General features: G+C 36.4%; 11 protein-coding genes. 7 read left to right on the forward strand and 4 right to left on the reverse strand.

The genetic code is table 11. The features are described 5' to 3' along the window. The first annotated feature begins 86 nt into the window (after positions 1 to 86). The 5 genes from MR062_RS07825 (at position 87) to MR062_RS07845 (ending at position 9419) form a co-directional block, all read left to right on the forward strand. Positions 87 to 3230 (forward strand): glycoside hydrolase family 2 TIM barrel-domain containing protein, encoded by a 3144-nt coding sequence (locus MR062_RS07825; protein ID WP_242203588.1) that lies wholly within the window; start codon positions 87 to 89, stop codon positions 3228 to 3230. Between the two features lie 61 nt (positions 3231 to 3291). Further along, the gene (locus MR062_RS07830) at positions 3292 to 6615 is read left to right on the forward strand and encodes a glycoside hydrolase family 2 TIM barrel-domain containing protein (protein WP_242203589.1); all 3324 of its coding nucleotides are present in this window, start codon (positions 3292 to 3294) and stop codon (positions 6613 to 6615) included. A gap of 206 nt (positions 6616 to 6821) precedes the next feature. After that, complete coding sequence (locus tag MR062_RS07835; protein ID WP_242203590.1) at positions 6822 to 7400, forward strand: YceI family protein; 579 nt, start codon at positions 6822 to 6824, stop codon at positions 7398 to 7400. A gap of 29 nt (positions 7401 to 7429) precedes the next feature. Beyond that, positions 7430 to 8695 carry a hypothetical protein gene (locus MR062_RS07840; RefSeq protein ID WP_242203591.1) on the forward strand — a complete coding sequence of 422 codons (1266 nt, stop codon included), beginning with the start codon at positions 7430 to 7432 and terminating at the stop codon, positions 8693 to 8695. Positions 8696 to 8819: 124 nt separating this feature from the next. Then, on the forward strand, positions 8820 to 9419 hold the full coding sequence (locus tag MR062_RS07845) for a YceI family protein (RefSeq protein WP_242203592.1): 600 nt from the start codon (positions 8820 to 8822) through the stop codon (positions 9417 to 9419). Positions 9420 to 9487: 68 nt separating this feature from the next. Here MR062_RS07845 and MR062_RS07850 read toward each other — a convergent pair whose 3' ends face one another. From MR062_RS07850 to MR062_RS07865, 4 genes are all read right to left on the reverse strand, one after another. Beyond that, a complete protein-coding gene (locus MR062_RS07850) occupies positions 9488 to 10216 on the reverse strand; it encodes a head GIN domain-containing protein (protein ID WP_242203593.1) in 729 nt (242 codons plus the stop codon). A gap of 223 nt (positions 10217 to 10439) precedes the next feature. Next, positions 10440 to 12269 carry a PspC domain-containing protein gene (locus MR062_RS07855; protein WP_242203594.1) on the reverse strand — a complete coding sequence of 610 codons (1830 nt, stop codon included), beginning with the start codon at positions 12267 to 12269 and terminating at the stop codon, positions 10440 to 10442. Beyond that, entirely contained in the window at positions 12266 to 12607 is a 342-nt protein-coding gene (locus MR062_RS07860; RefSeq protein ID WP_242203595.1) for a PadR family transcriptional regulator, read from the reverse strand. The genes MR062_RS07855 and MR062_RS07860 overlap by 4 nt, the downstream gene beginning before the upstream one ends. A gap of 294 nt (positions 12608 to 12901) precedes the next feature. After that, on the reverse strand, positions 12902 to 13348 hold the full coding sequence (locus tag MR062_RS07865; protein WP_242203596.1) for a DUF4870 domain-containing protein: 447 nt from the start codon (positions 13346 to 13348) through the stop codon (positions 12902 to 12904). Between the two features lie 148 nt (positions 13349 to 13496). Here MR062_RS07865 and MR062_RS07870 point away from each other — a divergent pair, with 148 nt between their 5' ends. Next, positions 13497 to 13952: a DUF4442 domain-containing protein gene (locus MR062_RS07870; RefSeq protein WP_242203597.1), complete on the forward strand. Its 456-nt coding sequence runs from the start codon at positions 13497 to 13499 to the stop codon at positions 13950 to 13952. Between the two features lie 40 nt (positions 13953 to 13992). Continuing rightward, a complete protein-coding gene (locus MR062_RS07875) occupies positions 13993 to 14553 on the forward strand; it encodes a hypothetical protein (protein WP_242203598.1) in 561 nt (186 codons plus the stop codon). Positions 14554 to 14653: the final 100 nt, after the last annotated feature.

Raw genomic sequence — 14653 nt, forward strand, 5'->3', positions numbered from 1 at the left:
TTAAAGTATAATATATTTGGCAATGAAATTTTTAAAGCTTCTCTGTTTTTGGGGCTTAAAGGTTAAACTTAATAAAATAAAATAGAATGAAGTTAGAAAAGGTATGTATACTTTTAGTATTAATGGCATTGTTTTCATGTAAGGAAAAGGATATTACAAAACCCATTTACACAGCAGGAAACTGGGAAAATCCAGAATGGGAAAACCCTGAGGTTTTTCAAATTAACCGAGAGGAACCAACGGCTTCCTTTTATAAGTATACTAATGCCCAATCTGCTTTGGACAACGAATCCTGGAATAACTCACCTTTGTATAAAAGTTTGAATGGCGCCTGGCATTTTTATTATGCCGATAGCGTTCAGGCAAGACCAGTCGATTTTTATAAAAATAATTTTGACCTTGAAGGTTGGGACACCATCGAAGTACCATCCAACTGGGAAATAAAAGGCTATGGCATTCCTGTTTATACCAACGTAAAGTATATGTTTCCGGCCAATCCGCCCTACATTCCCCACAACATGAACAATAATGGAAGTTACAAGCGTAATTTTGAAATACCGGAAGACTGGAATGGCAAGGACATCTATTTACATTTTGCCGGTGTTAGCGGTGCCATGTATGTTTGGGTGAACGGCCAGCAGGTAGGTTATAACGAAGGCAGTAAAACAGCGGCCGAGTTTAATATAACAAAATTTGTCAAATCGGGAACCAACAATGTATCCGTTCAGGTGATGCGGTGGTCTGATGCCAGTTATATGGAAGACCAGGATTTTTGGCGATTGAGCGGTATCGAACGCGATGTATATGTATATGGCACCAATAAAGTAACCCTGAGGGATTTTAAGGTAACAGCAGATCTTACCAATGATTTTAAGGACGGTGTATTCAATGTATCGCTTAAAGTAGATAACAAAACAGAAGCCGCCGTAGCAAAGGAAATAGCCGTAAAGTTATTGGATGGGGCTCATGAAGTCTATGCCGAAACCAAAACAATGGAGTTAAAACCGGGAAGCAATACGGTTGATTTTGCCAAAGACATACCAGAGGTTAAAACGTGGAATGCAGAACATCCCAACCTATATACACTGTTGTTAACGGTGAACGGAGAGTCTACAGCAGTTAAGGTAGGTTTCCGTAACATAACCATTAAAAACAGTCAGTTCTTGGTTAATGGGAAAGCTGTTCTAATAAAAGGAGCCAATTTACACGATCATAGCGATACCGAAGGCCATGTGGTTACCGAGGCTTTGACCATAAAGGATCTAGAAGTGATGAAACAAAATAACCTAAACGCTATTCGTTGTAGTCACTATCCCAAAAATCCGTTTTTTTACAGGCTATGTGATAAGTATGGGTTCTATGTGATTGATGAGGCTAATATTGAAAGTCATGGTATGGGCGCCACTAACCAGGGATTGGACAATAATTTGGAAGCACAAAAAAAGCACCCAGCCTATTTACCAGAATGGAAAGCCATGCATATGGACCGAACCATAAGAATGTACCAACGTGATAAAAATCACCCTTGTATCGTAACCTGGTCTTTAGGGAACGAAGCCGGTAATGGTCAGAACTTTTTCGCCACTTACGAATGGCTAAAAGAACAGGATAGCACCAGGCCAACCCAATACGAAGGTGCTTTAAATTATGAGAATACCGATATTACAGCCCCTATGTATCAGAGTATTGAAGGTATGATACGATATAGCGAAAGCGAAAATACCCGTCCTTTAATCCAGTGCGAATATGCCCATGCCATGGGGAACAGTGTAGGGAACTTACAGGATTACTGGGATGTTATCGAAGCATACGATATCATGCAAGGAGGCTTTATCTGGGATTGGGTAGACCAAGGGCTTTTAACCGAGAACGAAAATGGAGAGAAGTACTGGGCTTACGGCGGTGATCTTGGTGGGTTCGATCTTCAGAATGATAAGAATTTCTGTTTGAATGGTATTGTAAATCCCGATAGGACAGCACATCCATCACTATACGAGGTTAAAAAAGTATATCAGTATATTAAGTTCAAGCCATCAAACCTAAATACAGGAGAAGTAGAAATAAAGAATATTTATGACTTTACAAATCTTGAAGCATTTGATTTTTCTTGGAAATTATTAGAAAATGGTATAGAAATAGCCAAAGGGGATTTACCGACTTTAGACATAGCGCCATATGCATCGAAGAAAGTTAAAGTAGATTTACCCACCATGCAAAACAAGAATGCCGAATACCACTTAAATATTTATGCAAGAACCAAAATGGCTACCGATTTAGTGCCCCAGGGCCACATAGTAGCTTACGAGCAATTTGAGTTGGCCAACCCCAAAGCTAATGTGGTATTACAAGACGGTGGAGACCCAATACAATTAAACTCAGAAAATAATACGATTGCCATATCAGGAACAGGCTTTAATATTGCTTTCGATAAAACTTCAGGAGCCCTTACCACTATAGATTATGGTCAAGGCAATATACTTCTTCAAGGGATACAAGCTAATTTTTGGAGAGCTACCACCGATAATGATTTTGGTTTCAGAATGCCTAAAAAATTAGGGACTTGGAAAACGGCAACCAAAGAGCAGAAGCTGATATCCATAGATGCAAAGGCGACTCCCAATAATACCGTTAAGGTACAAGCCAAATATGAATTGCCAGCTGTAAAAGCAGAGGTGGCAATCACTTATATAGTTAATGCCTCAGGTGCCTTACAGGTAGAAACTAGCCTGTCGGGTGTAGCATCCGATCTGCCAGTCCTTCCCAAATTCGGTAATAATTTTATTGTAAAAGACGAGTATCAGGCCGTTAAGTGGTTTGGTAGAGGGCCTCATGAAAATTATCAGGATCGGTATACATCAGCCCTAGTAGGCTTGTACGAGGCACCTGTTTCAGAGTTGTATTTCCCTTATATCCGTCCGCAGGAAAACGGAAACAGAACAGATGTACGTTGGGTTTCTTTTACAAATAGTGAAGGACATGGTATAGAAGTATCAGGAGTAGATCTATTGAATTTTAGTGCACACCATCAGTATAACGATGATTTTGATGCAGGAGAAAGCAAACAACAGCGCCATACCACCGATATTAAAAAGCGCGATCTGGTAAATATCAATATCGATTACAAACAAATGGGCGTAGGAGGAGATAATAGCTGGGGACAAATGGCTCATAAGGAATACCAGATTCAACCTCAGGATTTAAAGTTCTCTTATATTATAAAACCTCTGTAAGCTATCGATGCCTTTAATAACAGTAATTTAAATAGTCAATTATTTTTATAAAAATTAGTAGATGAAAAGTACAATTAATGCAATTATTTGCCTACTGATAAGTAGTTATGGGTTTGCACAGAACAATCCAGAAAGTATTTATCATTATATTGAAAATGAAACTGTTATTTCGGAAAACAAAGAAGATGCACATGCCTCTTTCACATCTTTTGCTTCCGAAGAAAACAGAAAAAATAACAGCCCTAAATACAGGCTAGATTTAAACGGTGTTTGGAAATTTAAATGGGTGCGGTCACCAAAAGATAGACCTACCGATTTTATGCAGCCACAAACAGATGTTAGTGCTTGGGACGATATAAAGGTACCTTCCAATTGGGAGGTTGAAGGCTATGGTGTACCAATCTATGTAAACCATCAATATGAGTTTGCAGATTATAAAGCACCGGTTGCCAGCGATATCGAGTTTGAGGATCGAATTTATCCAAAATATCCAGGGAAAGTACCACACGAATATAATCCGGTTGGTTCCTATCGCAGGGATTTTACCATATCCCAAGATTGGGATGGTAAGGAATTGTTCCTGCATATTGGAGCCATGAAGTCTGGTGGTTTTGTTTGGATTAACGGCAAGTATGTTGGGTATTCACAAGGCAGTAAGTTGCCGGCCGAATTTAATATTACCAAATACGCAAAACCAGGAAAGAATACAGTGGCCCTTCAAATTTTTAGATGGACCGACGGGAGCTTTTTAGAGTGTCAGGATTTTTGGAGAATTAGTGGTATTGAACGCGATGTATTTGTTTATGCACAGCCTAAAATTAGAATTCAGGATTTTGAAGTGGTTTCAACTTTAGAGAAAGGTTATGAAAATGGTGTGTTTGGGTTGGATGTCGTTTTGAAGAATCATTTAACTAAAAATCAGAATATTGAAGTCTCATACAACATATTGGATGGGCAAAATGTTGTTCAGCAAGGCAGTCAAAATAGCTCAGTCGCAAAGAATGCGTCAGGTACGGTTTCATTTGAAGCCACTATAAATGGAGTAAAAACCTGGAGTGCAGAACATCCTAACCTTTATACCTTAATCATTGAAGTAAAGGATAAAAAAGGTAAACTGATAGAAACAACATCTACCCAAATAGGGTTTAGAAGTGTGGAGATTAAAAACGGATTGCTTTTGGTAAACGGACAGCGCATTACCTTAAAAGGGGTGAATACCCAAGAAGCAGATCCCGAAACAGGGCATGTGATGTCTGAAGAAATGATTTTAAAAGACATTCGTTTATGGAAAGAAAACAATATCAATGCCGTACGTTTAAGTCATTATCCTCGAGGAAGACGATTTTATGAGTTATGCGATAAGCATGGTATTTATGTTGTGGATGAAGCCAATATAGAATCACATGGTATGTATTATGGAGACCATTCTTTGGCTAAAAAGGAAAATTGGGAAGAATCGCATGTAGACCGAATGACGCGTATGGTAGAGCGTGATAAAAACCATCCATCGGTTATTATCTGGTCTATGGGTAACGAAGCCGGTAACGGGGTTAATTTTTATGCGGGCTATAAAGCCATTAAAGCAGAAGATAAAACCAAGCGACCAGTTCAGTACGAACGTCCCTATAAAGACTACGACGGAAGCTTGTACGATATGGATTGGAATACCGATATAATCGTACCACAATATCCATCGCCTGCTAGATTTGAAGCTATTGGAAAGAGTAAAACCGATAGGCCGTTTATCCCTAGTGAGTATGCCCATGCCATGGGAAATAGTACAGGGAATTTCCAAGATTATTGGGATGTTATCGAGCAATACGATAATTTACAAGGAGGATTTATCTGGGATTGGGTAGACCAATCCATTTGGAAAACTAATCAAATTGGAGAACGGTATTATGCTTACGGAGGTGATTATGGCGAAAATATGCCTTCCGATAATACCTTTTTAAATAACGGTATTGTATTTCCAGACAGAACACCACAACCCGGGTTATATGAAGTTAAAAAAGCCCATGAGTTTATCAATTTCAAACCCAAAGGGATTAACAGGCATAACGAGTACCGTATTTTGGTTGAAAACCTATACGACTTTACCAACTTAAACCAGTTCGACATTACAGCTTATATTAAAGCAGATGGGAAATTATTAAAGACAATACCTATAGAAACCATTAATGTAGAAACCCACACCGGAAAATTGGTTAGAGTAGCTTTAAGTGATGTGGACTACCAGCCCAATACCGAATACTTTTTAGAGATAGAAGCGCAAACCAAACAAGATTGGGGGCTTTTGCCTAAGGGGTTTCAAGTGGCTCATGAACAGATTAGGTTAGATCGCATTTATAAAAGCCAACCTATTGAAACGGATTCTGGAACAGCCCTAAAAGTTGAAGAAGATAAAAATGGTGTGAAAATCTATAATGCTATCTGTAATTTAGAGTTTAGCATAGCCGAAGGGCGTTTAACCTCGTATAACTATAAAGGGTCAGAATTATTATTGGATGGCAAAGGGCCAAAGCCCAATTTTTGGAGAGCGGTGACCGACAATGATGCGGGGAATAAAATGTACAAAAACAATATTGAATGGAAGAAAGCATCGTTGTTTTCTAAAGTAACAGACATTAAAACCGAGCAAGTTGTCAACAATATTGTAGAGTTGAAAGTCACTTACCAGTTGCCTGGAGTAGATACCCAATGCTTTAGTACATACCGTGTACATGGCACTGGAGTAGTTGAGGTAGAGAATACTTTGGATATAACCTCTTATAGAGCAGACGCACCAAGAATAGGTATGCGTATGCAGTTGCCAAAAGCATATAATAATATGGTGTATTTTGGTAGAGGACCTTGGGAAAATTATATCGATAGAAAAGCCTCTGCTTTTATCGATGTATACCAATCTCAAGTAAAAGACCAGTATGTGCCTTATATCCGTCCGCAAGAGAATGGCTATAAAACAGATGTGCGTTGGGTAGCGCTTTCAAATGAAAATAAAAATGGATTGTTGGTGGTGGCCAACTCACTGGAGCAAGGGCTTGGAATAAGTGCTTTACATATGCCTATGGAGGATTTCGATATGGCATCCGATTTAAATTATGGGAATGCGGCAACCAAAGATGAGGCCTATAGAATTGATGGTATTCCAGAGTTTAACAACAGCAAGCATACTATAGACATTAAAGAACGCAATTTGGTGGAGTTGAACATCGATTTAGGACAGCGTGGCGTAGGTGGTGATGATAGTTGGGGCGCTAGACCACAAAAGGAATATCAGATGTTAGGAAATAAAAAGCATACTTATGGTTTTACATTAGTACCTTTTGAAAATGGAGATACAAATATGTTTTTAAAACAGTCTAAAACATTTAAGAAGAACTAAATGTAAATAGTGTAAAGAAATAGATTAAAACAAAAACAGCCCAGGCATTCGTCTGGGCTGTTTTTGTTTTGTCTTATGTAATGCATTGGTTATGAGTGCTTTTGTTTGTTTTATTTGTTCAATACAAACAATTTTTTTGTAGATGACAAAAATCATATTTTAATATTGGTTTATGATAGAACTTTGCTTAAACAAAAAGCAATGTTATGAGACCTTTAATTAAAAAAAGCACAATAATTAGTTTTCTAAGTGCCGTTTTGTTCTCCAGTTTATGCTTTAGTCAGGCGTTTAAAATAGACACAGGGAAATCTTCATTGACCGTTTATGGAACGTCTAGTTTACACGATTGGCATATTGTTACCCAAAGCTTTAATGGTGCGTTGTCTTTTACCAATTTAGAAGGGTGTGAAATAGAGCAATTGCAAGTAGAGATCCCTGTTGAAACTCTAAAAAGCGGAAAGAAATCGATGGACAAAAACACTTACAAGGCTTTAAATACCAATACATATCCAAAGGTAAGTTTTAAGTTAACCAAAGTAGATGAAGTGAAGTCTTTAGGCGGTAATAAATATGAAGTAAAAGCTTATGGAGACCTTACCATTGCTGGAACCAAAAAAAATATCCCATTAAAACTTGAAGTACAAATAAATGGAAGTACGGTTAAGCTTGTAGGAGAGAAAGACATTAAGATGACCGATTTTAATGTAGATCCACCAACAGCATTATTTGGAACAATTACCACAGGGGATGCATTAACGATAAAATTCGAATCAATTTTTAAATAAACCAATACTAATAATTAAATTTTTAAATCATGAAATCAATAATGAAAAAAGTAATATTACTAGCACTAATATTAACGGGTTTTAGTTTCTATGCTCAGAATAGAAGTTTAGACAATTATCGGGAGCCCGATCAACGTGGTGTCAACGTTTTTGAGGCTCCGAAGGATACAGTAAGCACTTTCAATGGTGTTAAGGTTAGGGTAGGTGGTTCTTCTACATTGCAATATCAAGCTGTAGACCACGAAAATTCAGGGACAACAGCATTAGCAGAAATTGGAGCTAACTTTAACTTAGCTACAGCAAATTTAGATTTAGATGTAGCCTTGGCAAAAGGTGTTAGAATGCACTTACGTACGTATTTATCATCACGTCACCACCACGAGACTTACGTAAAAGGCGGATATTTTCAAATAGATAACCTAGACTTTATTAGCGAAGGACTTTTGGGTGACCTTATGAACAATGTGACTGTTAAAATAGGGCATATGGAAACCAACTATGGTGATGCCCACTTTAGAAGAAGTGATAATGCACAAACCATTTATAACCCATTTGTTGGTAACTTAATTATGGATTCATTTACAACAGAGGTTGGTGCAGAATTGTATTATCAATGTGAAAGTGGATTTTTAGGAATGATTGGGTTTGCTAATGGTAAATTAAACCAGTCTGTTGTTGAAAAGAATGGTAGTACAGGAGGCGCTTCTTTCTTAGCCAAATTGGGCTATGACAAACAGATTAATGATGACTTTAGATTCAGATTAACAGGATCATTATACAATACAGGATATGTGCCAAGTTTGTATCTATACAGTGCAGATAGAGCAGGATCAAGATATTATAATGTAATGCAAGCTGCAGATGCAACAAAAGATAATTTCAGATCAGGTCGCTTTAACCCAAGCTTTAAAAATAGTGTAACAGCCATTATGTTTAACCCATTCTTGAAATATGGTGGATTGGAATTCTTCGGAACTTTTGAAACTGTTTCTGGAAAATCTTTAGGAGATAGCGATACTAGAAATGTAACACAGATAGCAGGTGAGCTTATTTACAGATTTGGTGAAACAGAAAACTTCTACTTAGGTACTAGATACAATACTGTAGATGCTGAAGAGAATAGTGGCGATGTAACTGTTGATAGATTCCAGTTAGGTGCTGGTTGGTTTATGACCAAGAACATCTTACTAAAAGCTGAGTATGTAAACCAAACTTACGATGGATATGCAGTAGGATCTCTATTGGATGACGGTAAGTTTAATGGACTCATGCTAGAAGCAGCAATTAGCTTCTAAATATTAAATGGTAGACAAGTCTCTTAGTAAGGTGATCAATTAATAAAATGTTTAAATTGACATATACTTAGAGACTTGTTTTTTTAGTTATATTATATAGAATAAAGGTTTTTAAATTAGTTTGATGAACTTAAGAGTTGTAAATAAGGTCCTGTTTGTTATTTCAATAGCAATGTTGATGGCTTTTACAGCTAGTGACACCACATTTAAAAACACTTCGGTTACTGTAACCCCAGAAAGTTCGTTACTGGTTAGGGGGACAACAAACATCAATACATTTACATGTGGATTTAATGTCCTTAAACTTAATAACCCAATTGAAGTGGTTTACAAAAAGGTGGGCAATAGAATGGTTTTTGAAAAAACGGCCTTGATTTTGGATAACGATTGTTTCGATTGTGGAGGAAAAGGCATTAACAGTGACTTTCAAAAAATATTGAAATCCAATAAGTACCCTCAAATATCCTTGTTTTTAAATGAGATTAGCGATTTAGAAGACCAATCCGATGATGTTCTGGCCGCTTTGGATATTGAGATAGCAGGGATCTCTAAAAGGCATAAGGTACCCGTAAAATTTAAAAAAAATAAAGGCATGCTTGTTACGGGAGATTTGGCCATAAGTATGTCTGATTACAATTTAAAACCACCTAAAAAACTATTCGGCCTTATTTCGGTACACGATACCATAGAAATCTACTTTCAATTGGCCGTTCGGGAGAATTAGTCAAAAAAAAGGTCTTCATTTGCATGAAGACCTTTCCGTTTATAATCGATTGGTTGTTTTATGGTTGGTTATTTCTTTTTTATGCTCCCGGAATCACTATTTTTTTTATCCACTTTTTCAGGGTTGCCATAATATTTTATATCCCCACCACTTGAGGCACTGGCCGTAAGTTCCTTTGCGGTGTTTATGGTAATGTCTGCGCCACTAGTGGCTTTCACTTCACTGGATTGGGCAATTAAGTTGCCAGCCTTAATGTCGCTGCCACTGGTTGCTTTAGCTATTAAAGTGTTGGTCTTTCCAGATAATATTAAATCACTTCCACTGGTCGATTCGCAATGTAATGTAGTCGTGTTTACAGCTAGTTTCATATCACTGCCGCTAGTGGTTTTTAAGTTAAGGGTTTCTACATTAATAACATTGGTCGTGTACACATCACTACCGCTAGTAGCAACAATCTCTGAAATATTCTTAAAGCTTACTTTGATTTTTTTTGATTTACATTTTCCTATATTTTGCTTGGTGTGGATTTTTAAGACGCCATCCTCAATATCGGTTAAGATAAGGTCGTGCAGGTTTTCATCGGCTTCAACAATAATACTTTTGCTGTCACCTTGGGTTAGGTATACATCTAAACCTTCAGAGGCTTTAATGGTAGAGAAGTCACCGTTTATAGTACGTTCATCTGTTAAAACGTTGCCATTGCCACGTACCCCTGTTCCAAAATTTAAATCGAAGTTACAGGAGAATAGTGTTAAGCTCAATAAGGAGGTTACAATAATTTTGATTAAAGTTGTCATAACTGTTCGTTTTTTTATGCTGAAGACTCAGCATCTTTTGATTAATGATTGATGATTAGTAATTTATCTTTTGTTAAAGGTCTAACGATTGTTTTATTGATAAAAATTTAAATTACCGACTTGTTGTTTTTCTATGCTGAACCGTTTGTAAAACACTATTTTAAAAGTTTATATGGTGAAACTAAAATAGAAAGCAAAACTCATCCTGATTTTTACATCAGGATCAATCGTCCTTAGATTTTACCGAAAGCCCAGTGCTATCCAAGCTAACGTTAACAGATTCTGTACTGCCTTTTATATTGTTGCGTTTAATGGTTAAACTGGAACTGTCAGCTTTTACTTCAACCCCTTCTTTGTTTATTTTTAAGCTGGAATCATCGCCTTTAATATCAACATCCACTTCAAATTTTTCTTCTTCAGGACAATCGAGGCACTCAATGTCACCATCAAGAATTTTTAAATAATGGTTAGCGTCCTTATAGGATACAATAGAGCCATTGTAGCCTCTGCTATAGAAAAAAGAACTAGAGTTTGGATGGCTCTTAAGTACAGAGCCTTCAGGTAGGTAAAGTGTTAAGCGAATCTCTTGGTCACTATATTTATTTTCAACAGCAGTGGTGAAGTAAGAATCCAATAGTAAGGTATTGTTTTCAAAACTGTAGAGGTAATCTATATTTCTGGCACGCTCTATAGCCTTTTCAAAACTTCTGCCATCTGCACTTTTTTCAATACTTAAGGTTGCTAAAGAATCTGAAGTTGATTTAACTATAATAGCTAGATCTGATGAATAGATGACGCGTTCTCCATTTTCGTTATTCCCCATTTTAAAAGAGCTTCTGTGATATCTTGTGTTTTTATAAAGGTCGTTATTAACCATCTTAATGTTTAAAGTATCGTTAGCGGAAATATTCAACTCATGTTTTTCAATAACCCGTTCGTCAAAAGCATGTTCACTGGCTTCCCTGATACCAAAAACAGTTAGCATAATAACCGAAATTAACCATACACCCAGTAGCGTGAATTTTGCAATGTTACCAATGGATTTTAAATTGGTCACCAATATTTTGAGTCCCAGATAGAACAGAAAGAAAAAAGGGATTCCTACCGCAAAAAAGGTTAACAATGAAACTAACCAAATAGGGGTATTGGCCGCATTAACAATATTGGCATATTCTATTCCAGGGATATTTAAAATATTGACTGCGCCAACCGAAAACAGACTTATAATTAAGGCAATAAGCGTTACGGCACCAATAAACATTAAGAAGACACCAATAAACTTGGCAAAAATCTTAAAGAAAAACAAGATAATGTCACCAATAGTATCAAAGAATGTTTTTGATGACGATTTTATGGAACCGGCCTGTTTTTTAACGTCTACATTTTTGGCGGCATCCGATACATTTTTGGCAGCACCGCTAACCGATTCCTTTACATTTTTGGCTACATCGCTTACCGTATCCGAAACATTATCAAAGCCGTCCTTGATTTTTTTTTCAATGTTGCTAATATTAACAGGTTCGCCCGTCATCATTAGCTTTTCGGCAGTGGTTTTGGCTTCGGGAACTAAAATCCAAAACAAAATATAAATGAATATAAAAGAACCTCCAGAACCAATGGTTAATATAATCCATAGCAACCTAACCCATACGGCATCAATTCCCAAATAGTGTCCCAAACCAGATGATACACCACTTATATAAGAGTTGTCGGTATCCCTAAACAATTTTTTGGAAGGTGACGATTGTTTTTTGTACGAAGCCTTTGGCTCGTCCTCGAAAATTTCGTCGTCCACCAGATAATCTTCCGGTTGCCCCATAATGGTAATAATCTCGTCTACTTCCTTTAAGCGTATCACCTGCTTGTCGTGTTGTACGCGTTCGTTAAAAAGTTCGGCTATGCGCGCTTCAATATCGGCAATGATTTCAGAACGCCCTTGTGAGTCTGTAAATGAACGTTTTATAGCCTCAAGATAGCGCTGCAATTTTAAGTAAGCATCTTCATCGATATGAAAAAATATACCTGCTAAATTTATGTTGACTGTTTTATTCATTTCTTTGTTGTTTTTTGGCTTGTTACTATGTTTACTGCGTTTTGTAGTTCGTTCCAAGTACTATCTAATTCCTTTAAAAAGAGTTTGCCCGTTTCGGTCAAACCATAATATTTTCTTGGAGGTCCAGAGGTCGATTCTTCCCATCTGTAATTTAAAAGTCCTGCGTTTTTAAGTCGCGTTAGTAGGGGATAAATAGTCCCTTCTACTACCAGCAACTTTGCGTCCTTTAGGGTGTCTAAAATTTCCGCAACATAAGCGTCGTCGTCTTTTAAGACCGAAAGTATGCAGAACTCCAGTACCCCTTTTCGCATTTGTGCTTTTGTGTTTTCTATCTTCATGTTCTAAAGCGTTTTAATATGATGAAACTGTTCATTTTTTGATTGATCATTGATTGATGATTGATTGATGATGAAATTTTTATGTTTTACTTCTAGTGATTCTGAACCTGTTCAGAATGCTATCTAGAAGTTGGGTGTTATTCTTACGGTTACCGTCAAGGTCGGGCTTTACATTGCAATCTTTTTGTTCTGTCATTCCTGCGAAGGCAGGAATCCATACCCAAAAGGATTTTCATTGCAATCCCTGCCTGTTGGCAGGCAGGCCTAACGCACGTTATGTACTAATTTGTCATATTATTTTAAAAAATTAATGGTTAATGGGTAATTGTATGGCTCTCCGTCTCGAGCTTTAAGGCTCGCTTTAACGATTAGGGCCAATTCAACAATAAAAGCAATAATCATTAAGACACCCAAACCACCTCCAATATAAAGTAGTGGTGATGGCTTGCCTATATTGATATGAAAATCATGAAAGCCATTAAAATCAATAAAATCCAGATTGCCCAATATCTTAAAAATAAAAAGCGGAATGGTAATCGTACCTATAATAATAGCATACAATAAAATACTCATCTGAAAGTTTATGGCCTGTTTGCCATGATTGTCTATAAACTCCGATTTCTCTTTATTGGAAATCCATAATACCAAAGGGCCAATAAAATTGCCAAAGGGTATTATAAACCTACTAAAGGTCGATAAATGGATAAATGTGGCGATGTTTTTTTGATGATTATCTAGCATGATTTTTAAAACATATAATATTATCTTATGCAAATATATATCTAAAAGAAGGTATTATGCAATACAAAGTACTAAAAATTAACAAAAAATTAACATTTAATACTATGATTTTATTTCATAATTTAGTGAATCAATTAAACATTCTGCAATGCACTTAACTCCCAGAAAATTAAATGTTTTCACCATCTTTAAATTGCCGTCGGCTTACTTATGTGGTGTACGCACCAAGCATATCGATGCTAATACTTGTGTGGTAACGGTAAGACACCGATGGATTAATCAAAACCCATTTAAATCCATGTTTTGGGCAGTTCAGGGTATGGCGGCCGAGTTCACCACTGGTGCTTTAGTAATGAATAAGATTAAAACTTTTGGTAAGCCAATTTCAATGTTGGTGACTTCCAATAAGGCAACATTTACAAAAAAAGCAACAGGTAAAATCACTTTCACATGCAACGATGGAGGTTTGGTTGATGAGACAATAAAGCAAGCTGTTGAAACCAATGAAGGGCAAACCATTGCGATGACATCAGTTGGGGTTAATGAAAAAGGAGAAGAGGTATCTGCCTTTACATTTAAGTGGAGTATTAAGGTTAGAAGTTAGAAGTTGGAAGCTAGAAGTTTTAGATATTAGAAGTGAACTCATGAAAAATCATTTAATTTTATTAGCAATTGTGTTCTTGTTAATAAGTTGCAATCATAAAAAATTATCACATTTGGAGACGGTAATTAAGTACTATCAGGCACATGATAATTCAGATTTCAGAATTGTAAAAGAGTTGATTTGTGATAGTATTTCAATGGGTGAAGGAGATTATTCGACATTATATTCACAAAATAGTTTTTATGAATTGTTTAAATGGGACTCAATCTTTCAACCAACTTACAAATTAATTAATGTAGAGGAAGCGAATAGTGGAATAATAGCAATAGTTTCATCAGGTTCTCTGAGATATGAATTTTTAAAAAATAATCCCTTGACTTGTAAATACAAATTTTATTTTGAATCTGATAAAATTTCAAATATTGAGGTATTAGAATGCCCGAATTCTGATTGGGTTGTTTGGCAAAGAGAACGTGATTCTTTGGTTAATTGGACTAGTATCCATCATTCTGAACTAGATGGGTTTATTCATAATTTGACTGAGGAAGGTGCATTAAATTATTTAAAAGCAATTGAACTTTATAGGAACAGAAAGGGCTAACTGTAATGAATATGTATAGAACATGTTTGGAAAGTGTTATCTCAGAATTGCAAAAAATACAAAACCTTAAAGTTTAACCTAAATCTGTAACAAAATATAG

This window comes from Aestuariivivens insulae, assembly GCF_022662195.1.
In the GTDB taxonomy this organism is placed as follows: Bacteria; Bacteroidota; Bacteroidia; order Flavobacteriales; family Flavobacteriaceae; genus Aestuariivivens; species Aestuariivivens insulae.

What these genes read in the sequence shown, in the direction of transcription:
- MR062_RS07825 (WP_242203588.1), top strand. Translation starts at nt 87, where the DNA reads ATGAAGTTAGAAAAGGTATGTATACTTTTAGTATTAATGGCATTGTTT.
- MR062_RS07830 (WP_242203589.1), top strand. Translation starts at nt 3,292, where the DNA reads ATGAAAAGTACAATTAATGCAATTATTTGCCTACTGATAAGTAGTTAT.
- MR062_RS07835 (WP_242203590.1), top strand. Translation starts at nt 6,822, where the DNA reads ATGAGACCTTTAATTAAAAAAAGCACAATAATTAGTTTTCTAAGTGCC.
- MR062_RS07840 (WP_242203591.1), top strand. Translation starts at nt 7,430, where the DNA reads ATGAAATCAATAATGAAAAAAGTAATATTACTAGCACTAATATTAACG.
- MR062_RS07845 (WP_242203592.1), top strand. Translation starts at nt 8,820, where the DNA reads ATGAACTTAAGAGTTGTAAATAAGGTCCTGTTTGTTATTTCAATAGCA.
- MR062_RS07850 (WP_242203593.1), bottom strand. Translation starts at nt 10,216, where the DNA reads ATGACAACTTTAATCAAAATTATTGTAACCTCCTTATTGAGCTTAACA.
- MR062_RS07855 (WP_242203594.1), bottom strand. Translation starts at nt 12,269, where the DNA reads ATGAATAAAACAGTCAACATAAATTTAGCAGGTATATTTTTTCATATC.
- MR062_RS07860 (WP_242203595.1), bottom strand. Translation starts at nt 12,607, where the DNA reads ATGAAGATAGAAAACACAAAAGCACAAATGCGAAAAGGGGTACTGGAG.
- MR062_RS07865 (WP_242203596.1), bottom strand. Translation starts at nt 13,348, where the DNA reads ATGCTAGATAATCATCAAAAAAACATCGCCACATTTATCCATTTATCG.
- MR062_RS07870 (WP_242203597.1), top strand. Translation starts at nt 13,497, where the DNA reads ATGCACTTAACTCCCAGAAAATTAAATGTTTTCACCATCTTTAAATTG.
- MR062_RS07875 (WP_242203598.1), top strand. Translation starts at nt 13,993, where the DNA reads ATGAAAAATCATTTAATTTTATTAGCAATTGTGTTCTTGTTAATAAGT.